At 57.7% G+C, this 25906-nt stretch carries 26 protein-coding genes; 19 read left to right on the top strand and 7 right to left on the bottom strand.

Features of this window, described 5'->3' with window-relative positions; genetic code table 11:
- The first annotated feature begins 17 nt into the window (after nt 1-17).
- The 9 genes from ACLI1L_RS07875 to ACLI1L_RS07835 all read left to right on the top strand — a co-directional run bounded on the left by ACLI1L_RS07875 (nt 18) and on the right by ACLI1L_RS07835 (nt 6151).
- The gene (locus ACLI1L_RS07875; protein ID WP_086588746.1) at nt 18-1007 is read left to right on the top strand and encodes a F0F1 ATP synthase subunit gamma; all 990 of its coding nucleotides are present in this window, start codon (nt 18-20) and stop codon (nt 1005-1007) included.
- 3 nt (nt 1008-1010) lie between these two features.
- Entirely contained in the window at nt 1011-2456 is a 1446-nt protein-coding gene (atpD, locus tag ACLI1L_RS07870; RefSeq protein ID WP_049361377.1) for a F0F1 ATP synthase subunit beta, read from the top strand.
- Nucleotides 2457-2466: 10 nt separating this feature from the next.
- Nucleotides 2467-2835, top strand: a complete 369-nt coding sequence (locus ACLI1L_RS07865) for a F0F1 ATP synthase subunit epsilon (RefSeq protein WP_086588747.1) — start codon at nt 2467-2469, stop codon at nt 2833-2835.
- Nucleotides 2836-3015: 180 nt separating this feature from the next.
- Complete coding sequence (locus tag ACLI1L_RS07860; RefSeq protein ID WP_086588748.1) at nt 3016-3492, top strand: DUF2550 domain-containing protein; 477 nt, start codon at nt 3016-3018, stop codon at nt 3490-3492.
- 23 nt (nt 3493-3515) lie between these two features.
- Complete coding sequence (gene nucS, locus ACLI1L_RS07855) at nt 3516-4208, top strand: endonuclease NucS (protein WP_049361374.1); 693 nt, start codon at nt 3516-3518, stop codon at nt 4206-4208.
- Nucleotides 4208-4492 (top strand): hypothetical protein, encoded by a 285-nt coding sequence (locus ACLI1L_RS07850; RefSeq protein ID WP_080971253.1) that lies wholly within the window; start codon nt 4208-4210, stop codon nt 4490-4492. Before nucS ends, ACLI1L_RS07850 begins: the two co-directional genes overlap by 1 nt.
- A 10-nt stretch (nt 4493-4502) precedes the next feature.
- Nucleotides 4503-4811, top strand: coding sequence for an MTH1187 family thiamine-binding protein (locus ACLI1L_RS07845; protein ID WP_086588749.1), 309 nt, complete (start codon nt 4503-4505; stop codon nt 4809-4811).
- Entirely contained in the window at nt 4812-5738 is a 927-nt protein-coding gene (locus ACLI1L_RS07840) for a tetratricopeptide repeat protein (RefSeq protein WP_086588750.1), read from the top strand. It begins immediately after the preceding gene.
- 20 nt (nt 5739-5758) lie between these two features.
- The gene (locus tag ACLI1L_RS07835; RefSeq protein WP_086588751.1) at nt 5759-6151 is read left to right on the top strand and encodes a low molecular weight phosphatase family protein; all 393 of its coding nucleotides are present in this window, start codon (nt 5759-5761) and stop codon (nt 6149-6151) included.
- Nucleotides 6152-6156: 5 nt separating this feature from the next.
- Here ACLI1L_RS07835 and glgB read toward each other — a convergent pair whose 3' ends face one another.
- Complete coding sequence (gene glgB / locus ACLI1L_RS07830; RefSeq protein WP_086588752.1) at nt 6157-8274, bottom strand: 1,4-alpha-glucan branching protein GlgB; 2118 nt, start codon at nt 8272-8274, stop codon at nt 6157-6159.
- Nucleotides 8275-8318: 44 nt separating this feature from the next.
- Nucleotides 8319-10328 carry a maltotransferase domain-containing protein gene (locus ACLI1L_RS07825; RefSeq protein WP_086588781.1) on the bottom strand — a complete coding sequence of 670 codons (2010 nt, stop codon included), beginning with the start codon at nt 10326-10328 and terminating at the stop codon, nt 8319-8321.
- A gap of 58 nt (nt 10329-10386) precedes the next feature.
- Between ACLI1L_RS07825 and ACLI1L_RS07820 the strand changes: the two genes are divergently transcribed.
- Genes ACLI1L_RS07820 through ACLI1L_RS07795 form a run of 6 tightly spaced genes read left to right on the top strand, consistent with a single transcriptional unit; the run spans nt 10387 to nt 16034 of the window.
- The gene (locus ACLI1L_RS07820; RefSeq protein WP_049361370.1) at nt 10387-11208 is read left to right on the top strand and encodes an ABC transporter ATP-binding protein; all 822 of its coding nucleotides are present in this window, start codon (nt 10387-10389) and stop codon (nt 11206-11208) included.
- Nucleotides 11205-12032 (top strand): NUDIX hydrolase, encoded by an 828-nt coding sequence (locus tag ACLI1L_RS07815; protein WP_049361369.1) that lies wholly within the window; start codon nt 11205-11207, stop codon nt 12030-12032. Before ACLI1L_RS07820 ends, ACLI1L_RS07815 begins: the two co-directional genes overlap by 4 nt.
- Nucleotides 12029-13162, top strand: a complete 1134-nt coding sequence (locus tag ACLI1L_RS07810) for a THUMP-like domain-containing protein (RefSeq protein ID WP_086588753.1) — start codon at nt 12029-12031, stop codon at nt 13160-13162. Before ACLI1L_RS07815 ends, ACLI1L_RS07810 begins: the two co-directional genes overlap by 4 nt.
- A 24-nt stretch (nt 13163-13186) precedes the next feature.
- Complete coding sequence (locus ACLI1L_RS07805; RefSeq protein WP_086588754.1) at nt 13187-13969, top strand: electron transfer flavoprotein subunit beta/FixA family protein; 783 nt, start codon at nt 13187-13189, stop codon at nt 13967-13969.
- 8 nt (nt 13970-13977) lie between these two features.
- Nucleotides 13978-14919 carry an electron transfer flavoprotein subunit alpha/FixB family protein gene (locus tag ACLI1L_RS07800; protein WP_086588755.1) on the top strand — a complete coding sequence of 314 codons (942 nt, stop codon included), beginning with the start codon at nt 13978-13980 and terminating at the stop codon, nt 14917-14919.
- Nucleotides 14919-16034: a cysteine desulfurase family protein gene (locus ACLI1L_RS07795; protein ID WP_086588756.1), complete on the top strand. Its 1116-nt coding sequence runs from the start codon at nt 14919-14921 to the stop codon at nt 16032-16034. The genes ACLI1L_RS07800 and ACLI1L_RS07795 overlap by 1 nt, the downstream gene beginning before the upstream one ends.
- On the opposite strand, the gene ACLI1L_RS07790 is transcribed toward ACLI1L_RS07795, so the two are convergent.
- Entirely contained in the window at nt 16031-17200 is a 1170-nt protein-coding gene (locus ACLI1L_RS07790; protein WP_143339246.1) for an HNH endonuclease signature motif containing protein, read from the bottom strand. The two genes, ACLI1L_RS07795 and ACLI1L_RS07790, sit on opposite strands and share 4 nt — an antisense overlap.
- Nucleotides 17201-17408: 208 nt before the next feature.
- On the opposite strand from ACLI1L_RS07790, the gene ACLI1L_RS07785 reads away from it, so the two are divergent.
- Nucleotides 17409-18569, top strand: a complete 1161-nt coding sequence (locus ACLI1L_RS07785) for a glycoside hydrolase family 25 protein (protein WP_086588758.1) — start codon at nt 17409-17411, stop codon at nt 18567-18569.
- On the opposite strand, the gene ACLI1L_RS07780 is transcribed toward ACLI1L_RS07785, so the two are convergent.
- Complete coding sequence (locus ACLI1L_RS07780) at nt 18550-19386, bottom strand: spermidine synthase (protein WP_086588759.1); 837 nt, start codon at nt 19384-19386, stop codon at nt 18550-18552. The two genes, ACLI1L_RS07785 and ACLI1L_RS07780, sit on opposite strands and share 20 nt — an antisense overlap.
- A gap of 94 nt (nt 19387-19480) precedes the next feature.
- Between ACLI1L_RS07780 and mnmA the strand changes: the two genes are divergently transcribed.
- On the top strand, nt 19481-20566 hold the full coding sequence (mnmA, locus tag ACLI1L_RS07775) for a tRNA 2-thiouridine(34) synthase MnmA (protein WP_411707281.1): 1086 nt from the start codon (nt 19481-19483) through the stop codon (nt 20564-20566).
- On the opposite strand, the gene ACLI1L_RS07770 is transcribed toward mnmA, so the two are convergent.
- A complete protein-coding gene (locus ACLI1L_RS07770) occupies nt 20559-20927 on the bottom strand; it encodes a PH domain-containing protein (protein WP_086588761.1) in 369 nt (122 codons plus the stop codon). The genes mnmA and ACLI1L_RS07770 overlap by 8 nt on opposite strands.
- 77 nt (nt 20928-21004) lie before the next feature.
- On the opposite strand from ACLI1L_RS07770, the gene ACLI1L_RS07765 reads away from it, so the two are divergent.
- Complete coding sequence (locus ACLI1L_RS07765; RefSeq protein ID WP_411707280.1) at nt 21005-21919, top strand: methionine synthase; 915 nt, start codon at nt 21005-21007, stop codon at nt 21917-21919.
- Here the strand turns inward: ACLI1L_RS07765 and ACLI1L_RS07760 are convergent.
- Together ACLI1L_RS07760 and ACLI1L_RS07755 are read right to left on the bottom strand one after the other, a co-directional pair.
- Nucleotides 21916-23037 (bottom strand): ATP-binding protein, encoded by a 1122-nt coding sequence (locus ACLI1L_RS07760; RefSeq protein ID WP_086588763.1) that lies wholly within the window; start codon nt 23035-23037, stop codon nt 21916-21918. The two genes, ACLI1L_RS07765 and ACLI1L_RS07760, sit on opposite strands and share 4 nt — an antisense overlap.
- 78 nt (nt 23038-23115) lie before the next feature.
- Nucleotides 23116-23787, bottom strand: coding sequence for a 3'-5' exonuclease (locus ACLI1L_RS07755; RefSeq protein WP_301732585.1), 672 nt, complete (start codon nt 23785-23787; stop codon nt 23116-23118).
- A gap of 45 nt (nt 23788-23832) precedes the next feature.
- On the opposite strand from ACLI1L_RS07755, the gene ligA reads away from it, so the two are divergent.
- Nucleotides 23833-25902 (top strand): NAD-dependent DNA ligase LigA, encoded by a 2070-nt coding sequence (gene ligA / locus ACLI1L_RS07750; RefSeq protein WP_411707279.1) that lies wholly within the window; start codon nt 23833-23835, stop codon nt 25900-25902.
- The last annotated feature ends 4 nt before the right edge of the window (nt 25903-25906 follow it).

The following is a 25906-nucleotide window of genomic DNA, read 5'->3' as shown; positions in this document are numbered from 1 at the left end:
AGAAGGGAGGAGAAACGATGGCTAATCTTCGCGAACTACGTGACCGCATCCGGTCCGTTAATTCGACTAAGAAGATCACCAAGGCCCAGGAGCTTATTGCTACCTCGCGCATTACCAAGGCGCAGGCCAGGGTAGAAGCATCTCAGCCTTATGCGACTGAGATGACCAGCATCATGAATAAGCTGGCCTCTGCCTCTACGTTGGAGCATGACATGCTGCGTGAGCGCGAAGACGGAAACGTCGCAGCCATTCTCGTGGTCACTTCTGACCGCGGTATGTGTGGCGGCTACAACAACAACGTCTTCAAGAAGGCCGCACAGCTGCAAGCTCTCCTGGAAAGCAAGGGCTACGAGGTAGTTCGGTACGTTACCGGCAACAAGGGCATCGGCCACTACAAGTTCCGCGAGGACGAGGTAGTTGGCAGCTGGGGCGGTTTCTCTCAGGACCCAACCTGGGAGGCCACCCACGATGTGCGCCGTCACCTGATTGATGGCTTTATTGCTGGTTCCAACGGCACTACCAAGGGCCGCGACGGCCTGCATGCGCAGGGTGAGGGCGCAGGTGTACGTGGCTTTGACCAGGTACACGTTGTCTACACCGAGTTTGAGTCCATGTTGACCCAGACTGCGCGCGCACAGCAGCTGTTGCCAGTTGAGCCGGTTATTCAGGATGAGGAGTACCACCTCGGTGACTCCGCTCTGTCCGACGCCGAATCTGCGGAGGATGTTGCCGCCGGATTCGAATTCGAGCCGGACGCAGATACGCTGATGGATGCTCTGCTTCCGCAGTACGTCTCGCGTATCCTGTTTGCTATGTTCTTGGAGGCTTCTGCCTCCGAGTCCGCTGCACGCCGTACAGCTATGAAGTCTGCTACTGACAACGCAACCGAGATGGTCGAAGACCTCTCCCGCGTGGCTAACCAGGCCCGTCAGGCACAGATTACCCAGGAAATTTCAGAGATCGTCGGTGGCGCTGGCGCGCTATCTGACAGCGCAGAAAGTGACTAGATTATGACTACAGCTCTGCAAGAGCAGAATGCACAGTCTTCGGCAGTCGCCGGTCGTGTCGTGCGCGTCATCGGTCCGGTTGTGGACGTGGAGTTCCCACGTGAGGCACTGCCGGCCCTGTACAACGCACTGCACGTCGACATCAAGCTCGAAGCTGTTGCAAAGACCGTCACCCTCGAGGTCGCTCAGCACCTCGGTGACAACCTTGTCCGTACCGTGTCCATGGCACCGACCGACGGCCTCGTCCGCGGTGCCGAGGTCATCGACTCCGGAAAGCCAATTTCCGTGCCAGTCGGCGACGTCGTCAAGGGCCACGTCTTCAACGCCCTCGGTGACTGCCTCGACGAGCCGGGTCTCGGCCGCGATGGTGAGCAGTGGGGCATCCACCGCGAGCCGCCAGCGTTCGACCAGCTCGAGGGTAAGACCGAGATTCTGGAGACCGGCATTAAGGTCATTGACTTGCTGACCCCGTACGTTAAGGGCGGCAAGATTGGCCTCTTCGGCGGCGCAGGTGTGGGTAAGACCGTTCTCATTCAGGAGATGATTACCCGTATCGCCCGTGAGTTCTCCGGTACCTCCGTCTTCGCCGGCGTCGGCGAGCGTACCCGTGAGGGCACCGACCTCTTCCTGGAGATGGAAGAGATGGGCGTGCTGCAAGATACCGCACTTGTCTTCGGCCAGATGGATGAGCCGCCAGGAGTCCGTATGCGCGTGGCTCTGTCCGGCCTGACCATGGCGGAGTACTTCCGCGATGTGCAGAACCAGGACGTGCTGCTGTTCATCGACAACATCTTCCGTTTCACCCAGGCCGGCTCTGAGGTTTCGACCCTGCTGGGTCGTATGCCTTCCGCTGTGGGTTACCAGCCAACCCTGGCTGATGAGATGGGTGTCCTGCAGGAGCGCATTACCTCGACCAAGGGCCGTTCCATTACGTCCCTGCAGGCCGTCTACGTTCCTGCCGATGACTACACCGACCCGGCTCCGGCAACGACGTTCGCTCACCTGGACGCCACCACCGAGCTGGACCGTGCTATTGCTTCCAAGGGTATTTACCCAGCAGTGAACCCGCTGACCTCTACCTCTCGTATCCTCGAGCCGGGTATCGTTGGCGAGAAGCACTACGAGGTTGCACAGCGCGTCATCGGTATTCTGCAGAAGAACAAGGAACTCCAGGACATCATCGCCATCCTTGGTATGGACGAGCTGTCCGAGGAGGATAAGGTCACCGTTCAGCGTGCCCGCCGTATCGAGCGCTTCTTGGGCCAGAACTTCTTCGTCGCACAGAAGTTCACCGGCCTGCCGGGCTCTTACGTGCCGCTGTCCGAGACCATCGACGCCTTTGAGCGCATCTGCGATGGCGAGTTTGACCACTACCCAGAGCAGGCTTTCAACGGCTTGGGCGGCCTTGACGACGTCGAGGCTGCATACAAGAAGTTGAACGAGAAGTAGGGAGAGGCACATGGCTGACATCACCGCCGAATTGGTTTCCGTCGAGCGCCTGCTGTGGTCTGGACAGGCCTCCATGGTCACGGCTGAGACCACCGAGGGTGAGATCGGCGTGCTTCCCGGTCACGAGCCAATGATCGGTCAGTTGATCGATAATGGCGTGGTGACCATCCACCCAGTGGACGGCGAGCGCCGCGTCGCCGCCGTGCAGGGTGGTTTCCTCTCCGTTACCCAGGACAAGATCACCGTCCTCGCTGATTGGGCCATCTGGTCCGATGAGGTGGATGAGGAGAAGGCTCAGAAGGACTTTGCTTCTGAGCACGAGCTCGCCAAGTCCCGTGGCGAGGCCGCACAGCGTGCTGTCCGCCGCGCCAAGGCTTAGTACCTTGGATTGATAGGAGAGGGCAGCAATAGCCGCCCTTCCTGCTCTCTAAAGGCGCCCCGGTTTAAAACGGGGCGCTTTTTGCGTTTTCTTTGCCTTTTCTTATTGGCGTATAGGTCCTGCCAAGCGCTACAATTCAAGAATCAGTTTCTCCACAAAGCGAGGATGGCGCGAAGGTCCATGAATTCAACGGTGGTTACAGTGCTTCTGTGGGCCCTTGGCATGGCCCTATTGCTGGTTATTTTTCTGGCTGCGCTTCGCTTTTTTACCGTGCGTTCCCGCGGCACTGCCGTCCTGCTACGCCGAGTACCCGCTAGAAATTCCCTTTCTTGGCGCCATGGTTCGCTGCGTTATGAAGGCGAATTTGTGGAGTATTTCAAGCTCCGCTCCGTTTCTCCGCGCTGCGACCTGCGTATCAACCGCCTCGACATCGAAGTAGTAAGCACCCGCTCGCTCGATGATGCCGAGGCTTCTTTTATGTCTGCCGCCACCGAGGTTGTTCGCTTTCGGGTCAAGGGCCGGGAATATGAGTTGGCATCTGATGCCCACGGCATTATGGCCTTTGGGGCGTGGGTAGAGGCCGCACCATCCAAACGTCAGCAGCGCTTCGACTTCCAGCAACTTCGCCAGCGCGCTACCCGTCAATCCAAGCGATAAGGTTACCCGCTAGGGTAGAGGGCATGCGTTTAGTAATCGCCCGATGCTCCGTAGATTACGTGGGCCGTTTGGATGCCCACCTTCCCATGGCAGACCGTCTACTCATCGTCAAAGCTGACGGCTCTGTATCCGTGCATGCTGACGACCGTGCGTATAAGCCGCTTAATTGGATGACCCCTCCATGCACTTTAAAAGAATCCGCCATTGAGGACCTAGACGGTGACGATACCGGCGAGGTTTTGTGGCTGGTGGAAAATCCTAAAGGCGAGCAGTTGCGCATTACAATTGCTGAGATCCATGAGGAAATCTCCTATGACATGGGTGAAGACCCAGGCCTAGTCAAAGACGGCGTGGAGGCTCACTTGCAAGAGCTTTTGGCAGACCAGATCGATACCTTGGGCGATAGCTATACGCTGGTACGCCGCGAATACCCAACGGCGATAGGCCCGGTAGACATTATGGCGAAAGATGAAAACAACAATAATGTTGCCATCGAGGTGAAGCGCCGCGGTGGGATTGATGGCGTGGAGCAGCTGACGAGGTATCTGGAGTTGCTTAACCGCGATGAGCTTCTGGCCCCAGTATCTGGTGTATTCGCGGCCCAGGAAATCAAACCGCAGGCCCGCACGCTAGCAGAGGACCGAGGCATTCGGTGCGTCGTATTGGATTATCAGGAGCTGCGTGGGCTCGAGTCGAATGAATTGCGATTGTTCTAATGCCACGGCGGAATAGACGCAAACCGCTTGAGCTTCGATCCTTGCCTAAGGATGGGTCGACTTTTCTCGGCTCCCAGACGGTCGAGGGGCCTAGCTGGACGCACGGTGAACCCTATGTCATGCGGCATATCGGTTCTGCGCGTGCCCAGAAGTACTATGTGTGCCCAGGGTGTAATCAAAATATTCCTCCCGGGGTGGCCCATATCGTCGCGTGGCCGCGCGACGTGGGCCGCCAGGGAGACGATCGTCGGCACTGGCACCGCCACTGCTGGGAGCGTAGGTAGACTAGCGGGCATGATTGTTGCATTCTCTGTAGCCCCCGCAGTAGTCAATAATGACTCCCAAGAAATGGCTGACGCCGTCGCTGCGGCAGTGCGCGTAGTCCGCGAATCTGGCCTTCCTAACGAGACCAATGCCATGTTCACCCTGCTTGAAGGCGAGTGGGACGAGGTCTTTGGAACTATTAAGAAGGCCACTGACGCGGTGCGTGCGGTATCCCCGCGCACATCTTTGGTGGTCAAGGCTGATATTCGCGAGGGCGTAACCAATCAACTGACTGACAAGGTAGATGCGGTTAACCGCCGCCTTGCAAAGGAGGACTAGATGACTTCAGCAAATAACGCTTATGTAGGAGGCGCGCTCGACCTCAGCCAAGTAAAGGCGCGGGCCGAGGCACGGCAGAAGGCGCAGGAATCTCCCCAGACCACTGCTGGCGGGATCCAGCCCTTCTTCACGGTGACGGAGGCTAACTTCGACCAGGACGTGGTGCGCCGTTCTACGGAAGTTCCGGTGATTGTACTCATTGGCACCGCCCGTTCCACGCAGTCGGAGCAGCTAAAGACCGATCTGCAAGGTTTGGCAGCGCAAGGAAACCGCAGCTTCCTAGTTGCCTACGTGGATGCAGATGCTACCCCACAGGTTGCGCAGGCCTTTGGCGTGAAGAACCTCCCCACTGTGGTGGCCCTGGGCGCTGGGCAGCCGCTGACGAATTTCGAGGGTGCACAACCACTAGATGCGCTAAAACAATGGGTAGATGCCCTGGTGCAGAATGTTGGCCCACAGTTGAAGGGCCTACAGAGCGATGCGGGAGAGCCCCAGACCCAAGAGGAAGAAGAGGATCCGCGCCTCCAAGAAGCAGAGGGCTTCTTAAATGCTGGCGACTTTGATGGTGCTCTTAAGGTCTATAACTCCATCTTGGAGGCTGAGCCCGAAAACGTGCAGATTAAGCAGGCCCGCGATACAACCGTACTGCTCAAGCGCCTTGATCCTGCCAACCAGACTGAGGATCCGATTGCGGCTGCGGAAGGGGACAAGGGGGACGTCGATAAGCAGATGCGTGCTGCCGACGCCGAAGTGGTTGCCGGCGCCCCAGAAAAGGCCTTTGATCGCCTCATCGAGACGATGAAGGCAACGGCCGGTGATGAGAAAGCTCGCGTGCGCGAGCGCTTGCTGGAGCTTTTCGGGCTCTTTGAGGGCAATGATCCGCGTGTGATGGAAGCTCGAACCAAGCTGGCGAGTGCCCTGTACTAGCTTGGGTAAGATGGGAAAGCATGACTTCAGTGCTTTTCCTGTGCAATACAAATCGCGGCAAGTCGCAGATGGCTGCGGCGCTTGCCGCCAAGCATGCGCCTGAGTGGGATATTTACTCGGCTGGGGTGCAAACTACCCCGGAGCATACCCAGCAGGGCATCAATCAAGAGGCCAAAGCTTCCCTCGCGAAGGTGGGGGCAGAAATGACTGGTACTCCTGCTCTAGTGGATCCCCACCTTGCTGCCACTGTCGACCACGTCATCGTGGTAGGTGATGCGGAATATGACGGGCCAGCGCAGAGGTGGGCCATCGAGGATCCTTCGCTGCGTGGTCTGGAGGGTGAAGAGCGCATGGATGCGCTTCGCGATGATATCGAAGCGCGCGTGGTGGAGTTCCTACGCACGCAGCGATAGGCGTTTTATTGCTCCAGTACGTACCACTGCACCGAGTTGGCCGGTAGGTGAAGCGTGGCGGAATTATCCGCCACGTGAATATGCTGAGGAAGCGGGTTCCCAGCGCCCTCATAAACGGCATCATCGGTGTTGAGCACCATTTTCCAAGCACCATCACGTGGAACCCAGAGGCCGTAGTCGGGAATGGAAGAACCCGAAAGGTTGCACACGGCGAGCAAGGCAGAGCCGTCTGCGCCATAGCGGACGTAACCCAGCACGTTATTGTTCGAGTCATCGGCCTTGACCCATTGAAAGCCGTCTTGGCTGAAATCCTGGCTCCACAAAGCTGGAGTGTCGCGGTAGATGAGGTTGATATCGCGCACGAGGCGCTTAATGCCCCGGTGCCACTCATTGCCCCAACCATCGAGGTTGCCCCAATCCACGGAATGCTCCTCGGACCACTCGGTGGTTTGTCCAAATTCCTGGCCCATGAAGAGCAGATTCTTGCCAGGGTGGGAGAACATGTAGCCATACAAAGCGCGCAATCCGGCGGCCTTATTCCAGTCGTCGCCAGGCATGCGCTGCCACAGTGAACCCTTGCCGTGGACTACTTCGTCGTGGCTAAACGGCAACACGTAGCGCTCAGAATAGGCATACACCATGGAGAAGGTGAGCTCGCCATGGTGATAGGAGCGGTGGATAGGCTCGTGCTTGAAGTACTCCAGGGTGTCATTCATCCATCCCATATTCCACTTCAGGGAAAAGCCCAGCCCGTTCTCGGAAGTAGGAGCGGTAACGCCCGGCCAGGAGGTGGATTCCTCGGCGATGGTGAGTACGCCAGGATGGGTGCGGTTGAGGGTGGCGTTGGTTTCCTGCAGGAATTGGACGGCTTCTAAATTCTCGCGCCCGCCAAACTGATTGGGTAGCCATTCATCGCGGGAGTAATCCAGGTAAAGCATGGAAGCGACGGCGTCTACGCGCAGGCCGTCAATGTGGAATTCTTCAGCCCAATACAGGGCGTTGGCTACGAGGAAATTGCGCACCTCATTGCGGCCAAAATCAAAGACGTAAGTTCCCCAATCGGCCTGTTCGCCGCGGCGGGGATCGGGGTGCTCATAAAGCGCTTGACCATCGAAGCGGCCTAAGGCCCAGTCATCTTTGGGGAAGTGGGCTGGCACCCAGTCCACGATGATCCCGATGCCGTTTTCATGCAGTGCATTGACTAATGCGCGGAACTCATCCGGCGAGCCCCACCGCGCTGAAGGCGAGTAATAGCCAGAGACTTGGTAGCCCCAAGAGCCGCCGAAGGGGTGCTCGGCCACGGGCAAGAGCTCGACGTGGGTAAAGCCATGCTCCTTGAGATAAGGGATGAGCTCCTCGCGAAGTCGGTTATAATTCGCCCCGACCTTCCACGAGCCAACGTGGACCTCATAGATGCTCATCGGGACATCTAGGTTGCCGGTGCGCTTGTCCATCCACGCGGAATCAGACCAGCCGAAGCTGGTGGAATCCACGATCGAGTCAGTTTCCGGCGGGCAGGCGGTGCGCTTGGCCAATGGGTCGGCCTTGTCTTTGCGTCCTTCCTGGCTAAAGACGGCGAACTTATAGTGTTCGCCAGCACCGATGCCTGGGATAAAGACCTCCCATACGCCGGTAGAACCGAGCGAACGCATTGGGTACTGGGTAGGATTCCAGCCGCAGAAATCGCCCACGACGGCAACACCTTGGGCATTGGGGGCCCATACGGCAAAGGACACACCGCTTACGGGGCCCATCTCTGCGTCATAAGAACGTAGGTTGGCGCCGAGGACATCCCAAAGGCGCTCGTGGCGGCCTTCGCCGATAAGGTGCAGATCTAGGGATCCGATGGTGGGCAGGAAGTGATATCCGTCTGCCACGGTGCGGGTAGGGGCGCCGGGGTAGGAGATTTCGAGGCGGTAATCGCAGTTCTCGCCTACTTCCGCTTCCCAGATGTCATCGCCGACCATATCCATGGACACGGATTTCGTGGGGGTATGAAGCTGTACCGCGGTGGCACCAGGCTGGCGGGTACGGACGGTACCTTCATGCCAGCCGTAGAATCCGTGTGGGTCATGGTGGCGGCAGTCATTGAGGCGAGCGAGGTCAGCGGCCGGGATGTTCATATAATCAGGGTACCTAGATTGGGCGCGTTCCGGTGGACAAATGTTTACGGGCGATAGTCGGTGACCTCGCGCCAGGTGAGCTGCTCCTGCAGGACGTGGTCGGCAGGGGGAAGGACGAAGACATGGGCGACGTCGCGAAGCGGCTCTAAGCGCACAAAATTGCGCTCGGACCAGTGATAGGCAGAGCCGGTAATCGTGTCTTGGACAGTATAGGACTCGCCGGGATGGCGGCCGATAGCGCGCATATCTACCGTAACGGTCGCTTCTTGCGCATTGCGCGGATCCAGGTTGACCACGACGAGAACCACATTGCCGGTGGCTGGATCGGCCTTGGAATAGGCAATGATGGCGTCATTGTCGGTGTCATGGAAGCGGAGGGTGCGCAATTGTTGCAATGCGGGGTTATCGCGGCGAATCTGATTGAGCAGCCGGATATAGGACTCTAAAGAGTCTCCTGACGCAACCGCAGCAGCAAAGTCGCGCGGCCGCAATTCGTACTTCTCCGAGTCGAGGTATTCCTCGGTTCCTGGGGCTACCGGGGTGTGCTCATAGAGCTCAAAACCGGAGTACACGCCCCATAGTGGAGACATGGTGGCAGCGAGGACAGCGCGTATGGCGAACATGGCGCGCCCCCCGGTTTGCAAAGACTCATGCAGGATATCCGGGGTATTGACAAAAAGATTAGGCCGGCAAATATCCGCCTGCTCTACGTGCATCTGGCCAAATTGGGTGAGCTCATGCTTCGTGGTCTGCCAAGTGAAGTAGGTATAGGACTGGGAAAAGCCTGCTTTTGCTAGCCCGAAAAGGCGAGGGGCGCGGGTAAAGGCCTCTGCCAAGAAGATGACATCTGGGTGGGTGGCGTGCACGCGGGTGATCAGCCAGTCCCAGAAGTTAGCCGGCTTGGTGTGTGGGTTATCTACGCGGAACGTGCTCACCCCGGCTTCTACCCAAATCATGAGCGTTTCATAGATTTCGTGATAGATGGAATCCTGCGCGTTATCGAAGTTGAGTGGATAGATATCCTGATACTTCTTCGGTGGGTTCTCAGCGTAGGCGATGGTGCCATCTGGAAGGACAGTGAAAAATTCTGGGTGGCTGGTGGCCCACGGGTGGTCGGGCGATGCCTGCAGCGCGAAATCAAGCGCAACTTCCAGGCCAAGTTCCTGGGCGCGAGAGACCAGCTTCTTGAAATCCTCTATTGTGCCCAATTCGGGGTGGGTGGTGGAGTGGTCCTGGATAGCCCACGGGCTTCCCACATCACCGGGCTCAGCAATGACCGAGTTATTTTTTCCCTTCCGATGCATCTTGCCAATGGGATGAATGGGTGGAAAATACACCGTATCGAAGCCCATATCGGCCACGCGCTCTAGTGCTTGGGCAGTAGTGTCGAAGGTGCCGTGCACTGGATTTCCCTCTTCGTCCCAGCCGCCCGTGGAACGGGGGAAGAGCTCATACCACGAGTTATAAAGCGCGGCCGGGCGCTCCACGTAGACCTCGTGAATGGCGCCTTCTACTAGGAGATCACGCAGGGGATGGGAGTGCAGGATGTCTGCGACCTCGTCCGAGAGCGCTACCTGCACGCGCTTATCGACGTCCAAAGACTCATCCTCCAAGTCCCGTGCAGCAGCAAAGACGGGCGCCACAATATCCGAGGGGGTTTGCAAGGCCGCCCGAGAAAATAGATCCGCACCATGCTGGAGGTCATTGGCCAGTTCGGCAGCGGATTGCCCAGCCGCCATCTTTTTAGTAACCGCGTTCTTCCACGTAGCAATGGGATCGGACCAGGCATCGACGCGGAAGTACCAGGTGCCTTGAGTGCCTGGGGTAAAGACGCCGTGCACTCGATCTTGGTCTTTGGGGTCTACCTGCATGGTAACGGAGGACGTAGCCGTGGACCGCGCCGCCCAGGCAGACAAAGTGGCCGAGACCGCGTCGTGGCCTTCGCGCCAGACCAGTGCGGTGACAGGAATTACCTCGCCCACAACGGCTTTAGAAGCTACAGAACCGGCGGAGATAAGCGGGCGGACATCGTCAATACCAAGGCGAGTAGTCATGCCCATAAGACTAATGCAGCTGTGTCAATTTCACCGGGCAAAGAATAAATCAGTCACAATGGAGGGCGTGAACGACGTAACTCCTACAGATCAAGATTGGCTCGTAGATTTTCGCGGCGTCGAGTTGCGCCGCGGCGGCAAGACCCTCGTTGGTCCTGTGGACTGGCAAGTGGAACTCGATGAGCGCTGGGTCATTATTGGCCCCAATGGCGCGGGTAAGACCTCGCTAGTGCGCATGGCCGCGGCCGAAGAATTCCCGTCGAAGGGCACCGCCTTTTTGATGGGGGAGCAGATCGGCAAAACTGATATGCGCGATCTGCGCGCGCTCATCGGCATCTCCTCCGCTGCAGTGCAATCGCGAATCCCCGAAAATGAGCGCGTGGACGATCTCGTCGTCTCCGCAGGCTATGCAGTGCTGGGCCGCTGGCGGGAGGAATATCAGGACATGGACTTCTCCCGCGCTGATGAGATTTTGGCCCAGGTAGGTGCAACCCACCTGAAGGAGCGCACCTGGGGAACATTGTCAGAGGGCGAAAAGAAGCGCGTCGTCCTCGCCCGCGCACTCATGACTAACCCAGAGCTGCTCATCCTAGACGAGCCTTCCGCCGGAATGGACCTGGGAGGCCGCGAAGACCTGGTGGGATACCTCGGCGATTTAGCCATGGATCCAGATGCCCCAGCCATCGTCATGATCACCCACCACGTGGAGGAGATCCCATACGGATTTACCCACGCCATGCTGCTGGATGAGGGTAAGGTAGTGGCAAAAGGTCTGATTAATTCAGTCCTCACCTCAGAAAACCTGACTCGCGCCTTCCACCAGCCCATTCAGGTAGACCGCATTGGACAGCGATACTTCGCCCGCCGAGCTTCTCTATGACCAACCCTTTTCATGACCGTATCGATGCCGTTGACGCCAGCGATACCACCGGCTTTAACGGTGGGCGCTTGGCGGCAACCGTCCTGCTTCTACGGGACGGCACCGACGGTCTTGAAGTATGGGTACAAGAGCGCGTGCACACCATGCACAATTACCCGGGGCATTCGGTCTTTCCCGGCGGCGGCGTGGACCCACGCGACTTTCCGCCGCGTTCCTGGGACTCGGGCGAACTATGGGCCGGAAAATCCGTCATCTCCATGGCCCGACGGATGGGCGTAACAAAGTATAAAGCGCACGCGCTAGTATTCGCCGCTGCCCGGGAGCTCTTTGAGGAAGCTGGCACCCTCTTTGCCATCCGCGAAGACGGAATTGTCTCCAATGCACGGCGGTATCACAAGGAGCGAAAACTACTCGAGAGCCACACCATTTCCTTTACCGAATTCCTCAGCAATAACGGCATGCGTGTCGACGCCGATATGCTCCTTCCCTGGGCCCGGTGGGTAGGAAAGGGAAAGAGCCACTGGTTCGACACCTTCTTTTTCGTCGGGGTGCTGCCCTCTGGCCAAGAACCCGATGGGGATACCGATGAGGCGGACGATGCCGGATGGTTTTCTCCCCAACTCATCCTGGACGGTTGGCGCGCCGGGCTGGTGCGCCTGGTCATCCCCACCTGGGCGCAGATGCAGAGGCTGAGCAGATACTCCTCAGTTCAAGAAGTCCTCGATGATGCGTCCTTTTCTGACCTGCGCCCTGTTATCGGGGATCCGCGCGAGGACCCTCGTTACCGCGAATTCTTTTCCACCACCCCTTTAGACCGCATATGAGTTATACCCCCGCAGAAGTCAGCTTCTTGATTGAGCACCACGAGGAAATTACGCACCTCGATCTCGCCTTGACCAAGGCCTCTCGGCTTAAGGACACCGAAATCTTGAAAGAGAAGTTCGGCGACTATGGCCGCGCAGTCATGGAACTGGTGACCGCCCGTAGTTCGGGCAAGCTTCCCAGTGATTGGCTGATGGACGCCGACTCAGCCCAACAAGCAACCCCCGTCGAGGTTGCGGCATACCGGGCGGCATTTCTTGCAGAGCAGGGGGTGGGCAGCGTCCACGACATCACCTGCTCCATCGGTACGGAAGGTCTTAATTCTCCGCTCGACTACTTTGGCTCAGACTTGGACGAGTCGCGCGTGAGAATGGCGAGGCACAATCTTTCTTCGACCAAGATATTTCGCGCTGATGCGCTCACCACTACAACGACTGCCGATGTCCTCCTTGCAGATCCCGCCCGCCGCGCCGGAGGTAGAAGAATCACCCGGCCGGAGGAGCTCGTGCCACCGCTTCCAGAGGTCGTCGACAAGCATCGCGGCAAAGAATTGGCCATTAAGTGTGCACCCGGCCTAGATTTCAGCGAATGGAACGGCCTTGTTACCGTCGCAAGCGTCGACGGCGGAGTAAAAGAAGCTTGCCTTTATACCCCAGGCCTAGGAACCGGCCGAAGGGCAGTAATGATTCGTGGACACAAGCTAGACGTCCTCGATGATCAAGAAACAAACCTGCCCGAGGCCGGAGAGATTGGTAGCTACCTCATTGACCCGGACGGTGCCGTTGTACGCGCCGGCTTGGTGCGGCATTACGCGGCACGGGAAAGGCTGCACCAAATCGATGAGCGCATCGCGTACCTGACAGGGGAGAGGATTCCGGAAGGAACCTCGGGATTTCCATTCATAGAAAAAGTACCCCTAAAGAGATTAAAATCCGTACTTAAATCCTATGACGCGGGGAGCTTGGAAATCCTCGTGCGCGGGGTAGAAGTGGACCCTGACCAGCTGCGGAAGAAGATGAAGCTCAAGGGGAAGAAGCCTTTTGCGGTAATCATTACGCGAATTGGCGCACAAGGAATCGCCTTGCTGTGCAAACCCCGAGTATCATCGTCCGAGGATAATTACGCAACATAAATATATCGGAAAGGTGAGTGCCCAATGCCAACTATCGTGGCTCTGGTCAAACACGTGCCGGATACGTGGTCTACCAAGTCTTTGGAAGATGACCACACCCTGGATCGCACCTCCGTGGATAACGTCATTGATGAGGTTAATGAGTATTCCGTGGAACAAGCCCTGCGCCTGCGCGACGAAAACCCGGATGCGGGTTATAAGGTCGTCGCGCTGACCATGGGGCCGGCCCAGGCAGACGAAGCATTGCGCAAGGCACTGGCTATGGGTGCCGATGACGCGGTGCTTGTCTCCGATGATTCGCTGGCGGGAGCGGATGCGCTGTCGACCGCATGGACTCTCAACGCTGCGCTGAACAAGCTTGGCGACGTCCAATTGATCACCGCTGGCACCGAGGCCTCCGATGCCTCGACCGGCCTACTTACTGGATTGCTCGCCGAATACCGCCAGCTACCCGCACTTACCGGGCTGCACAAGGTAGAACTGGCGGGCGGTACGCTGCGTGGCACGCGAGATGATGCGCGTGGCACCTGGGAACTAGAAGCGCCGCTGCCTGCAATTGTTTCCGTGAACGATAAGAGCGACAAGCCGCGCTTCCCTAACTTCAAGGGATTGATGGCCGCTAAGAAGGCGGAAATCACTACTTTCTCCTTAGCTGATTTGGGAATTGAGGCAATTGCGCCCACTACCACCGTTGCGGCCGCTCACAAGCGACCACCGCGCACCGCTGGCGAGGTTATTTCTGAGCCCAACCCGCAAAATGCAGCGAAGAAGATCGCTGACTTCCTAGCCGCAAAGAACTTGATTTAGGAGTCGATATGTCTCACGTTTACGTATTAGTTGAGCACGATGCGGAAAAAGTCCTACCCGTTACCGGAGAACTGATTACGGCCGCGCGCGAATTGGGTACGGTGTCTGCAGTGGTCGTCGGCAAGCAGGCAGATAAGTTCGATGCTGACCTTGCCGCCCTTGGCGCCGCGCAGGTGGTCCAAGCAACGGCCGAAGACTATGACCAGCGCCTCCTGATTCCAGAAGTCGATGCCTTGCATGCTCTCGGCGCCGCGAACCCCGCACCTATCGTGCTGGCCGCAACTCCCGCCAATAACGAGATTGCCGGCCGCCTAGCTGCCCGCCTCGCTTCCGGCGCACTGGTCAATGTCAGCGGCATCGCCGCTGATGGTTCCGCCCAGATGACCATTTTTGGTGGCTCCTATGAGACCACCTCTACCGCTACCGGCCAGTGCCCGATCTATACGCTGCGCCCAGGCGCGGTTGAGGCCGCACCACAGCAGGTTGAAGCGCAACCAGCCCCAATGCCGTTGCCGGCCGCTACTGGCAAAGATGTCAAGGTAACTTCCTTTACCCCTGCCCAGAAATCTGCACGTCCGGAAATTACCGAAGCCAAGGTGGTCGTCGCTGGCGGCCGTGGCGTAGGTGATGAATTCGGTGATGTTGTCGAGCCGCTTGCCGACGCCCTCGGCGCCGCAGTCGGCGCTACCCGCGATGCGGTAGATGAAGGCTTCTATGACGCTGCCTATCAGATCGGCCAGACTGGCGTTACCGTTTCGCCTGAGCTCTACATTGGCTTGGGTATTTCGGGTGCCATTCAGCATACCTCTGGTATGCAGACCTCTGGCACTATTGTGGTGGTCAACCAGGACCAGGATGAGCCGTTCTTCCAGATCGCTGACCTTGGCGTTGTGGGCGACCTCCATGAAATCGCCCCAGCCTTGACCGAGGAACTGAAGGCACGTCAGTAATGCCGCATTATTTTGACTACGCTGCTACCCAGCCGATGCGCCAGAGCGCGATTGACGCGTGGGTAGCTGCGGCTGGCTCCCTGAACTCCGGCGCGCAGTATGGTTCCGGCCGCAAGGCTCGGTCTGTGCTCGATGATGCCCGCGAGAAGGTTGCTTCGCTCCTCGGCTGCGAGCCAATCGAGGTGATTTTCACTTCTTCTGGCACAGAGGCAGACAATATCGCCATTCAGGGACTTTATGCGGCCGGTAAAACCAACCGCATAGTTTCCACCGATATTGAGCATCCCGCCGTGCGCGATACCGTGGCTAAGCTGAACAATTCGGGTGCTGCCGTCGAGATTCTTCCTGTCGATCGCTCCGGACACATAGCAGACCTGTCGGCTCTAGACACGCTTGCCGACGTCGCTACCTGCATGTGGGCCAATAACGAAACTGGCGCCATTCAGCCGGTCGAAGATATTGCCGCCCGAGCCAGCGCGGTGGGTACACCGGTACACGTTGATGCCGTGCAAGCGGTAGGAAAAGTTCCCATCGACTTTTCCCACCTAGGGATCACCAGCCTTGCAGCTAGCGCCCACAAGTTCGGCGGTCCCCGCGGCATTGGCCTACTTCTAGCCAAGCGGAGTCCCGCACCCCAACCCATTGCCTATGGCGGTGGGCAGGAACGCGGAATTCGTCCTGGAACTGTCGACGTCGCTGGTGCTTCCGGTCTAGCTGCGGCTTTGGAGGAATCCGTCGCGGAAATTTCTACTCAAGGTGAGCGGATTTCCGCGCTTCGCAATAAGCTCCGCGATGGAATTCTCGCCACCATTGACAATACAGTCATCAATTCCGCTGAACCGTGTTTGCCTTCTCACTTGCACGTCTCTTTCCCCGGCGCAGATGGCGATAGCCTCATCATGCTGCTAGATTCCCTGCAGATTGAGGCCTCAACCGGCAGCGCCTGTAGCGCAGGTGTAAACCGCATGTCTCACGTTTTGGAAGCGATGGGAGTAAGCGAGGCTGAAGGAATCGGCTCCTTGCGCTTTACGCTAGGCCGGCTTACTTCGGAAGAAGATGTCGATTACGTGTTGGCTCATCTTCCCGAGGTAATCTCCCGAGCCCGATCCGTCTAGCTTTCATTCCTTTCCTTCGCCGCTGCCCGTCGGGCGGCGATAGCTTGGCCCACCGTTAGCGCCCAGTTCTTGTTCTTGGGCGCTAACGGTCCTTGGGGCTCGTCATATTCCCAGCGCCCATCATCAAACAGCCACACAATGTCCCCAGTGTGCGGATCCATGATATAAAAAGCACCGCCGTCAGTCTTGACGTTATGGTGGTGCTGGCATAGTGAAACCAAATTGCTCCCTGCAGTTTTCCCTCCCCGAGCATGGTCAATGCGGTGGTCTTTCTGGCAGCTTTCCGCAGGGCGGTAGCACCCCGGCCAGCGGCACACCCCATCGCGGCCTTCCACATAGGCGCCTATGAGCGGGGGAGTAACGTAGCTTTCGCTTTCCATTTCTTTGGCTAAGTCCATGTCTCGCGTCTGAGCGGGGCGCAGGTTATCCGCGGTCTCTGGGCTTACCCATCCGAATCCCCGGATAAACGCGGGTGCAGACTCCTGATCATGGGCGCGATACATGTGCAGAACTACCTTAGTCCGAGACTCAATTTCACCCAGAATCAATTTGGCCAGTGCTTCTGCCTTGGAAAGGCCATGTTCCGCGGCGGCTTTGCTGATGTGTTCGTCGATAGCTATAAGGGTAGCTTCGTCAAATTCAACTGCTAGCCCGGCTTTGCCACCGAAGCTGGAGTAGGTGAAATAGGAGTTATTCTTCGTGGGAGCCTCTTTGTTTTCTTCGGTGGAAGGGTTTTCAATAGCAATGAGGCCATTGAGTTTTCGCCGTAAATTCGTGTTGGAGGGCAGTACCTGTCTCGGGTTCGAGGGGGTCAAATAACGAGATAGTTCTTGGTCTATCCTCTCGAGGGTTTCCGCAGGGACATCACCGAGCTTGCTAAGTACGGCGTCGATAGTAACGAGGCGAGAGAAATCCAGGAAGTAGTAGGTTTCCTGCAGGGCCATTGTTAGAGGTAACTCAGCCAGCCGGTAGAGCGCCATGGTTATATCGCGCGTGCGCCGCTCACTCAATCCCGTACGGGTGGCAAGGGTATGGCAAGAAATGTCGAAATCGTCTTCTAAGTCTGGTTTGGCATCTTTCCAGAAAAGGTAATCTTGCTTTCTGATCTCGGTCGCTTTAACTGCTAATGGATCTTTAGGATCATTGACTATGTAATAGGATTCCAAAATTATTTCCCCCGAATATTAGAACTGCTGAACTAATCTTCACAGTGTCTATCTTACGCTGTGGGTGCGCCCGCCACAAGAGGGGGGCAAAAATGTGTTCTAAATGGTGAAATTGCCTACGGTGACAGAAATAGAAGAAAAGAAAATTATCTCAAGTGGCGCGTGTTAAAGATGTTGATAGAGTGAAACCATTGTTAGACTCACGCGCATGACTTCAAAGAAGGCACTCCGAAAGAGTATTACTGCGGTAGTTACCGTGGCTGCACTAGCTATTAGTGGTACCGCTGTTGCCCAGGCGGTGAGCTTTGGCGCCCCTAAGGGCGTGGACGTTGCGGCACACCAGCACCCGGGCGGCACGCCCATCGATTGGTCTAAGGTACGTACTGACGGTCAGTCTTTTGCATTTGTAAAAGCAACTGAGGGTGGGGATTGGGTAAATCCGCACTACGTCGAAGATGTTCAGGCCGCCCACGCTGCCGGCCTTAAGACAGGCGCATATCACTACGCTCGTCCATCGACTGACGCCAAAACGCAAGCGGCGAACTTTGCCGCGCAGATTGCGCTGGCGCCAGATCAGACATTGCCCCCCGCACTCGATATCGAGGTGGATGAAGGTAAATCCGCGGCCCAGTTGGAGCAGTGGATCGAAGAATTTACCAGCGAGCTCAAGCGCCTTACCGGCCGCACTCCCATGATCTACACCTACAAGTACTTCTGGATGGGGCAGATGAATAACTCTCAGAAGTTCTCGGATATGCCGTTGTGGCTTGCGGCCTATCAGGATCAGGCGCCCGAGGCCGTGGGTGGCTGGAAGAAGCTATCCTTCTGGCAGCGTTCTGGCTCCGGCAAGGTGGCAGGAATTCCTACCGACGTTGATATGAACCTTTTTAATGGTTCCAAGCAGCAGCTGCAGTCCTTTAGCGATGGAAATTATGTGGATGTCGGCGGCGCGCTCGAACAGCTCGTGGTGGGCGATGGCGTTGACCTAAGCTCGGACAGCACGCCGCTTATTGGCGCTATCCTGGCCCTCGCAGCAGGCCTGATTGCTATTCCCCAGCTTGCCGACGCCGCCGAAAAGTCCGGCCTTGACCCCCAAGCAGCGCAAGGCCTAGCAGGCTTCGTGAAGACCTTGCAGGACAAGGATGCCCTCCCAGTAGAAGATCTGGGTGATATGGCGAAGGGCAACTTCTCTGTCGGTGACCTAGCAATCCTGCTGGACAATGCCGGTCACGTGAACAACGTTAAGTCTGGCAATGTCTCCGAGTCCGAAGTTTCGGAGGCTAAGAACGCGGCCAAGAAGGCTGGCGCTGATGTTCCCGATTTCGATGCGGGCCAAGTAGCCACGCTACTTAATCGCGTGCTGCAGTAGCACCAGCGAAAAACGCGCGGGTCCACGCCTCGTCCTTGTAGTGGGCGGGCACCGCCCCGCCAAGGAGTGCCTTAGCCAGCTGAGCGGCTTCAATGGAGCCCTCGGCTGGCATTTCCGTATCTGATGCCACAAGGATGATGTTTCCGTAGCGCCGGCCCTTAAGCATTGGTGGGTCCGCGATGACCGCGAGGTGGTCAAAAACCTTGCTTAGTCCGACCAGTTCGCTCTTTGCTAGCTGGAGATCAGAATGGTCTCCGCAATTGGCAATATAGAGTCCGCCAGGCTCTAGTGCCTGCTTTGCAGCCTGGAAGAACTCCACGGTGGTGAGGCTAGCCGGAGTCTTATCGCCAGCAAATACATCCCGGATGATGATGTCGCGGCTGGCGGGCAGGAAGCCCTCGGTTTCTTTGCGTGCTTCGCCGGCGCGGATCTTCACGGTAGGGGAACGGGGGACGTCGAAAAGCGTACGCACCAATTCCCCCAGTTTGGCGTCGAGTTCGACCACCGTGTGGCGGCTACCCGGGAGCTTGCTGGCAAAATAGCGTGGAAGGGAGCAGCCTGCGCCACCTAGGTGGGTGACACGCAGCTTATTCGCTGGCCGAGTATTGAGGTGTTCGACGGCCGCTGCAATCCAGCGCATGTATTCGAACTCCAATTCTTCTGGCTCGCCCAGCACGATGTGGCTACTCGGCACGCCGTTAACGTTGAGGATATAGGCTCCATCGCGGAACTCATCCGCCACAACCTCGGCTGTTCCGGTCGAGATTTCGAAGGTGCCGGTGATTCCTTGTTCGGTGGAGGCTCGCTTTCTTCCCATGTGACACAAGCTTAGGGAATGGATTCGATTTAAACCGCGTTGGGGCTAGGGAGTAGACTTTCGGGCCTGTAGTCAAGGTGAATTGGGGAGCGAGATGCGAGTATTGGTTGCCATGTCCGGCGGCGTGGACTCATCTGTTGCCGCCGCCCGGGCGGTAGAAGCTGGCCATGAGGTGATTGGCGTTCACCTCGCCCTGCACAAGGACGCGCAGCAAACCAGAGAGAAAGCGCGCGGTTGCTGCTCGCTGGAGGATTCAGCCGATGCTCGCCGCATCTGCGATAAGTTGGGCATCCCCTTCTATGTGTGGGATTTTTCGGAAGAATTCAAAGAAGAAGTCATCACGGACTTCGTGGATTCTTATGCTCGCGGCGAGACACCTAATCCTTGCTTGCGCTGTAACGAGAAGATTAAGTTCCGAGCACTGCTACAAAAGGGCATGGCGCTTGGCTTCGATGCTGTGGCGACGGGTCACTATGCCACCATTGACGAAAACGGCTACATGCGCCGTTCTTTGGATGAGAATAAGGACCAGTCTTATGTCCTGGGCGTCATCTCGGCCGAAGAGCTGGAGCACTGCTTTTTCCCGATTGGAGATACCCCGAAGCCGCAGATCCGTGAAGAGGCCGCGGCGCATGGCTTTTCCACCGCGAAGAAGCCGGATTCTTATGATATCTGCTTTATTCCAGACGGCAATACGCAGGCGTTTTTGGGCGCCCGCATTGGATTGCGTCCCGGCATGATCGTGGATCAAGAGGGTACGGAGCTCAAGGAGCACGATGGCGCGTGGAACTACACCATCGGCCAGCGCAAAGGCCTGGACATCAAGGCGCCGGCTGCCGACGGCCGTCCCCGCTACGTCACCGACATCGATGCTTCTACGGGCACGGTAACCGTCGGTGCCCGCGAGGACTTGGCCGTGACCTCGATTCAAGCTGATCGCCTGAAGTACCTTCACCCAGCCATGGATGGGGACTTCGAGTGCGAGGTTCAGGTGCGTGCGCATGGTTCCGTGGTGCCTTGTGTCGCGCACGTCGACCGCGATGCGGATGAGATGCGCCTTGAGCTTAAGGAACCGCTTTCCGGCGTGGCCCGTGGCCAGGCAGCGGTGCTGTATTTGCCTTCGCCAGACGAGCTTGGCGATATCGTTATCGGATCCGGCACGATCTGCGGAACTAATTAAGCACGCAGTTGGCAATGAGGCGGTCTAGGGCACGGACATCGATATTTGGGCCAATGTTGATTTTGAATTCGCCAGCCCTAGTCCACAGCTGCAGCTCCGCGTTGAAGTCAAGGAGCTTTCCTGCGTTTTCCGTGGACCACATGTTGATAGAGGAATAGGGCAGGGAGTACATCTCTACCTTTTTGCCTGTAAGGCCTTGAGCGTCGCGGATGATGAGGCGTCTATTGGTAAATACGGCGGCATCGCGGACTGTCTTAAAAGCGCACACTGGATATTCCTGTTCGGCCAAGACGGTGGAAATGTCCTGGGGAATTTCGCATTCGTTGTAGAAGGTCCAGCCGGAGTATTTTTCCACGCCCATAGTAAGGTTCCTTTCGAAGTGATACGTCGCGTATCGGATAGATAATTCTGAGAAATAATACTAGCGCCGAGGTGAATATGGATGCTTTTGGCTTAGGCCCTATGCCGGGATACTCCATGAGTGAGGCGGCAGACATCGTGATGGGTGAGACCGGTGGTCTCCCGCACCTTCCGCAGTTGCCGGACCGCGGGATTTATGCTGGGGCCATTGGACGCACAGCGGGTTTGTTGGAAGCAGTCTCCATTGACCGCGGACCGCGCTCATGGGTGCTCAGCGATCGGCCGCAGCTCATCTCGCACCGGATTGTCGACCAGATGAGCCGGGACCTGGATGATGTTCAGGACGTGTGGGGCGAGGCAGTCCCGCGCGTCAAGGTCCAAGCGGTAGGCCCGTGGAGCTTGGCGGCCGCAGTAGAACTGGGAAATGGGCACCGCGCCATTACTGATTCGGGTGCGTTCCGGGATTTGTGTGGAGCGCTGGTGGCCGGAATTCAGGAACACAAGGCGCAGGTGGCACAGCGCTTCGGGGCAGAGGTGCTTTTGCAGCTGGACGAGCCCCTGCTTGCCGACGTCCTTTCGGGCACCCTTCCAGGGACCACCGACTTCGATACGATTAGGGCTGTTTCCGCAGACCAGGTCAATGCGACACTGGCGGAGTTTGGCGCGGACTACCTACGGCTTCGCAAACCCATATGGGAAGTGGCGGCGAAGACGGTGCTGCTCGATTTTGCTGGTCTAGCCTCGCCCGAGCATCTCGATGGCTTGGGGCAGTGGATTGATGGCGGCGCTCGCGTCGGATTGGGCGTGGCAGGGCAAGATGCTCGCACGGAAGCTATTGCTATTGCACAGCACTTTGACCGCATGGGACTGTCGTGGGAGCGAATTCCAGAGCAGGTTGATATCTTCCCGTGGCCGGTGGAAAAGGCCGCGCCCAGCTACTCCTTTGCCGCTGAGGTGGCGGGCATCCTCATCCGCGACGCCGGCGATCTTTAATCGACACGCCCGCGGCTATCCGTGGCGGTGAAGTATTCGCCCATATAAGGGATGACGTAGCGCAGCTTGCCATGTGCGGTGGGTTCGATGAGGTCGGCGTCGATAAGCCGCTGGCGGGTGGCCGACAGTGAGCGCACCGTGCGGTCCATGTGGCCCGCGATGTCTGCGATAGTAGCGATGCCATCGACTTCGACTGCGGCCATCGCTTCCAGGAACTCCCGCTGCGCCGGCGGCAAGGGCAACGTCGCAGGCTGGTGCACCTGCGCGCCCATAATTGAAATCGCATCTGGAGCTATCGAAGCAATCGTCTCCTGAGAAATGCCACTTTCTTGATTCTGGCGACTGCGCTCCCATGCCAGCGAGCCAACCAATTGTACGAGGTACGGGTAGCCGCGGGTAAGCGCTGCGGCGTCCCTAATCGCCTCGGGGCTAAACTCTAACCCCGAGCCAGACGCTGTGTGCTCTAGAGCCTGCTGCGAATTGGCCGGAGAAAGCGGTCCTAAGACGAACTTCTGGGCCCGGCGCAGAAACGTCACCCCGGGCAAATCCAATAGGTGGTTGACCCCTTGGGGTAGGCCGGCGGCTACCAAAGCGATATCAATTTCATCGCGCACCAGGTCTTGGTAGGCCACGGCGATGGTGGTGAGCTCTTCGACATCGGCGTCTTGCACCTCGTCGATGGTAAGCAGGATTCCGGTGCCTTTTAGCTCTGCGGAAAGCTCACGCAGGCGAGTATTCAGCGTGGGGGTGAAGCGATCTTCCTTTTGATGGTCGAAGCCGATTGATCCCACGCCGCCGATGCCGATGCGGCTGACCTTCTTCTTGTCGCTCGGCGAGAGTTGTTCAAGCAGCCTGGGGATGGTGGTATTGACCAGTTCCTCGACCATGGTGGAGCGCCCTGAGGCGCGTAGCGTTACCCACCCTCGGGCCTCGGCGATGTCCTCCAACTCGTTGATGAGAACAGTCTTGCCGATGCCCCTTGCACCGCTGAGCACCATGGAGCGGGAAGCATTGCCTGCCGAGCCATCGAGCGCAGTGCGGAAGCTATCGAGCACGATACCGCGCCCGACCCAGAACAGGGGAGGAGCGCCGAATGTAGGGCGGAACGGATTTTCCATATGGTTAGTGTAACCCTTGTTATCGGAGATTTGGGAGACTTTTAGTCGTACTTGGAGATTTAGGAGAATTGGGAGACTTTATCCTATGAGCGGCCATGCAGTGGAGACATCCGAGGCATCGCGACCCTTGCCCTCTAAGTACTTCTTGAATGCTGTCCGATCCTCGTACCACTTGACCGCCTGGAACTCCATGAGCTCGTTTTCATCCATTTGTGCCAGGTTGGGGTAGTGCTGGCGTACCTGTTTCCATGCCACACGGGCGGCCGCCAGGGCGTCGGCAGTAGCTTCGTGGGCGTTGCCCAACTCGACGCCGTAGTGCTCGCACACGGCGCCAAGGGTGCGCTTGCCCTTGCGCCATTTATCGCTGACGCGGTCGATTACATAGGGGTCATAGACTGGGCCGGTGACCGTGAAATCGCCGGTGAGGCTTCGCAGCACAGTGAGATCAAAAGCAGCGTTGTAGACAATGAGCGTTAGACCATCCTCCCAGGCGGCCTTGATGGCCTCGACCGTATCTTTCAGGACCTCTTCGTGCGGTCGGCCCTCGGCGCGGGCTTTTTCGGTAGTGATGCCATGCACGTTGGTCGCTTCCTCCGGGATCTCGATTCCGGGATCGGCGAGGTGCTCCACCTTTTGTACATCGCGGCCATCAATGCGGACTAAGGCAGAGGTGACGATGCGGGCTTCTTTGGGATTGGCCGAGGTGGTCTCAAGGTCGAAGGCGAGCATGCGGGAGGCGTCGAAAGTCATGATCCATACCTTAGTAGCTAGCCCCGACACGAGGGATAGCTACACTTGGGCAGCGTGACTAATCCAGTTGATCTGCACCGTGAATGGAATGACCTTGCGCAGGAAGTGCGCCGGCACCGCAACCTGTACTACAACGGTGAGCCGGCTATTCCCGACGCCGACTTTGACGCCCTCTTCCAACGCCTTCTTGCGCTCGAAGAAAAACATCCTGAGCTTGCTGTACCTGATTCGCCTACCCAGCAGGTGGGTGCTGCACCGAGCGCCGGCGAGGATATTGAGCACCTTGAGCGCATGATGAGCCTGGACAATGTCTTTAGCGCTGGCGAGATGCAGGATTGGCTAGACAGGACTCCCGCGAAGACCTATCTCACTGAGTTGAAGATCGATGGCTTGTCTATCGATCTGGTCTATCGCAATGGGCGTCTGACCACCGCCGCGACCCGTGGCGATGGCACAGTGGGCGAAGACATCACTGCTAATGCACGCGTGATTGAAGACATTCCGCATGAGCTCAAGGGGACAGATGAATACCCGGTCCCAGAGCTGATCGAGATTCGCGGCGAAGTCTATATGCGACCCGAGGATTTTGAAGAGATCAATGAGGAGCGCGCGGCCGATGGCAAGGAAAAGTTTGCTAATCCGCGCAATGCCGCGGCAGGTGGACTGCGCATGAAGGATCCCGCCGAGGTGAAAAAGCGCCGCCTGAAAATGGTGTGTCACGGCCTAGGCGCGCGCGAGGGATTTTCACCCACCTCCCAACATGATGCTTATAAGGCAATTGCGGCTTGGGGGCTGCCCGTTTCCCCATATACCAAGCAGGTTCACTCGGCCGAGCAGGTCCAGGACGAGGTGGCACATTGGGCAGAACACCGCCACGATGCCATCTTTGAGATGGATGGACTCGTCGTCAAGGTAGATGATTTGGGTTCGCAGCGCGCACTGGGTGCGACTTCCCGCGCCCCGCGCTGGGCCATTGCCTATAAGTATCCACCGGAAGAGGTGACTACAAAGCTCAAGGGCATTGAGGTGGGTGTTGGGCGTACCGGGCGAGTGACCCCGTTTGCCATCATGGAGCCGGTCTTTGTCTCCGGTTCCACAGTGTCCATGGCTACCTTGCATAATCAGTCAGAGGTAAAGCGCAAGGGCGTGCTTATCGGGGATACCGTCATCATTCGCAAGGCGGGCGAGATTATCCCGGAGGTGCTCGGACCAGTGCGCGAGCAGCGCGATGGTAGCGAGTATGAGTGGACTTTCCCGGAGAATTGCCCGGCATGCGGCACGAAGTTGGCTCCGCAAAAGGATGGTGACGCCGATTGGCGGTGCCCCAATACCCAATCGTGCCCAGCACAACTTTCCGCGCGCTTGGAGTATTTGGCCTCGCGCAAGGCACTGGACATTGAGGCCCTGGGCGAGAAAGGGGCCATGGACTTAATTGAAAATGGCATTCTCGTCGACGAATCAGAGCTTTTCGAGCTCACCGAGGAAAAGCTATTGGCCTCAGACGTCTACACGGCGAAGAAGGATACAAAGGACAAGCGCTCCAAAAGAGAAGGAAATGTCAAGGTCAATACGGCCGGACAAAACTTGTTGAAGAATCTGGATGAGGGCAAAGGCCGTGACTTCTGGCGCGTCTTGGTCGCGTTGTCTATTCGTCACGTAGGCCCAATTGCCGCTCGGGCACTGGCCTCCCGCTATGGATCCATGGAAAAGCTACGCGCCGCCAAGACGGAGGAGCTGGCAGAAGTCGATGGCGTGGGTATGACCATCGCACGATCTTTCCATGATTGGTTCGAAGTGGACTGGCATCGCACTATCGTGGACAAATGGGCTGCCGCAGGGGTGGCTATGGAGGTAGCGGTGGAAGACCACAAGGAGCAGACTCTAGAGGGGCTGACCATCGTGGTGACCGGTAGCTTGGAGAACTTCACCCGTGATTCCGCGAAAGAAGCTATTGTTTCTCGCGGCGGAAAGGCTACCGGTTCGGTCTCGAAGAAGACCTCCTATCTCGTGGCTGGCGAAAACGCCGGTTCGAAGGAGGATAAAGGCCGTGAGCTGGAAATCCCGATTCTCAATGAAGCGGAATTCCAGCAGCTATTAGAAACAGGTGAGGCCTAAATCG

Origin of the sequence: Corynebacterium sp. LaCa117 (assembly GCF_046717765.1) — a bacterium.
In the GTDB taxonomy this organism is placed as follows: Bacteria; Actinomycetota; Actinomycetes; order Mycobacteriales; family Mycobacteriaceae; genus Corynebacterium; species Corynebacterium kefirresidentii.
Note: the sequence above shows the minus strand (reverse complement) of the source record. Positions and strands in the feature narration are given on the sequence as shown.

Excerpts from the sequence above, each read along its gene's own strand:
- ACLI1L_RS07875 (WP_086588746.1), top strand. The coding sequence starts at position 18 with ATGGCTAATCTTCGCGAACTACGTGACCGCATCCGGTCCGTTAATTCG.
- atpD (WP_049361377.1), top strand. The coding sequence starts at position 1,011 with ATGACTACAGCTCTGCAAGAGCAGAATGCACAGTCTTCGGCAGTCGCC.
- ACLI1L_RS07865 (WP_086588747.1), top strand. The coding sequence starts at position 2,467 with ATGGCTGACATCACCGCCGAATTGGTTTCCGTCGAGCGCCTGCTGTGG.
- ACLI1L_RS07860 (WP_086588748.1), top strand. The coding sequence starts at position 3,016 with ATGAATTCAACGGTGGTTACAGTGCTTCTGTGGGCCCTTGGCATGGCC.
- nucS (WP_049361374.1), top strand. The coding sequence starts at position 3,516 with ATGCGTTTAGTAATCGCCCGATGCTCCGTAGATTACGTGGGCCGTTTG.
- ACLI1L_RS07850 (WP_080971253.1), top strand. The coding sequence starts at position 4,208 with ATGCCACGGCGGAATAGACGCAAACCGCTTGAGCTTCGATCCTTGCCT.
- ACLI1L_RS07845 (WP_086588749.1), top strand. The coding sequence starts at position 4,503 with ATGATTGTTGCATTCTCTGTAGCCCCCGCAGTAGTCAATAATGACTCC.
- ACLI1L_RS07840 (WP_086588750.1), top strand. The coding sequence starts at position 4,812 with ATGACTTCAGCAAATAACGCTTATGTAGGAGGCGCGCTCGACCTCAGC.
- ACLI1L_RS07835 (WP_086588751.1), top strand. The coding sequence starts at position 5,759 with ATGACTTCAGTGCTTTTCCTGTGCAATACAAATCGCGGCAAGTCGCAG.
- glgB (WP_086588752.1), bottom strand. The coding sequence starts at position 8,274 with ATGAACATCCCGGCCGCTGACCTCGCTCGCCTCAATGACTGCCGCCAC.
- ACLI1L_RS07825 (WP_086588781.1), bottom strand. The coding sequence starts at position 10,328 with ATGACTACTCGCCTTGGTATTGACGATGTCCGCCCGCTTATCTCCGCC.
- ACLI1L_RS07820 (WP_049361370.1), top strand. The coding sequence starts at position 10,387 with ATGGAGGGCGTGAACGACGTAACTCCTACAGATCAAGATTGGCTCGTA.
- ACLI1L_RS07815 (WP_049361369.1), top strand. The coding sequence starts at position 11,205 with ATGACCAACCCTTTTCATGACCGTATCGATGCCGTTGACGCCAGCGAT.
- ACLI1L_RS07810 (WP_086588753.1), top strand. The coding sequence starts at position 12,029 with ATGAGTTATACCCCCGCAGAAGTCAGCTTCTTGATTGAGCACCACGAG.
- ACLI1L_RS07805 (WP_086588754.1), top strand. The coding sequence starts at position 13,187 with ATGCCAACTATCGTGGCTCTGGTCAAACACGTGCCGGATACGTGGTCT.
- ACLI1L_RS07800 (WP_086588755.1), top strand. The coding sequence starts at position 13,978 with ATGTCTCACGTTTACGTATTAGTTGAGCACGATGCGGAAAAAGTCCTA.
- ACLI1L_RS07795 (WP_086588756.1), top strand. The coding sequence starts at position 14,919 with ATGCCGCATTATTTTGACTACGCTGCTACCCAGCCGATGCGCCAGAGC.
- ACLI1L_RS07785 (WP_086588758.1), top strand. The coding sequence starts at position 17,409 with ATGACTTCAAAGAAGGCACTCCGAAAGAGTATTACTGCGGTAGTTACC.
- ACLI1L_RS07780 (WP_086588759.1), bottom strand. The coding sequence starts at position 19,386 with ATGGGAAGAAAGCGAGCCTCCACCGAACAAGGAATCACCGGCACCTTC.
- mnmA (WP_411707281.1), top strand. The coding sequence starts at position 19,481 with ATGCGAGTATTGGTTGCCATGTCCGGCGGCGTGGACTCATCTGTTGCC.
- ACLI1L_RS07770 (WP_086588761.1), bottom strand. The coding sequence starts at position 20,927 with ATGGGCGTGGAAAAATACTCCGGCTGGACCTTCTACAACGAATGCGAA.
- ACLI1L_RS07765 (WP_411707280.1), top strand. The coding sequence starts at position 21,005 with ATGGATGCTTTTGGCTTAGGCCCTATGCCGGGATACTCCATGAGTGAG.
- ACLI1L_RS07760 (WP_086588763.1), bottom strand. The coding sequence starts at position 23,037 with ATGGAAAATCCGTTCCGCCCTACATTCGGCGCTCCTCCCCTGTTCTGG.
- ACLI1L_RS07755 (WP_301732585.1), bottom strand. The coding sequence starts at position 23,787 with ATGACTTTCGACGCCTCCCGCATGCTCGCCTTCGACCTTGAGACCACC.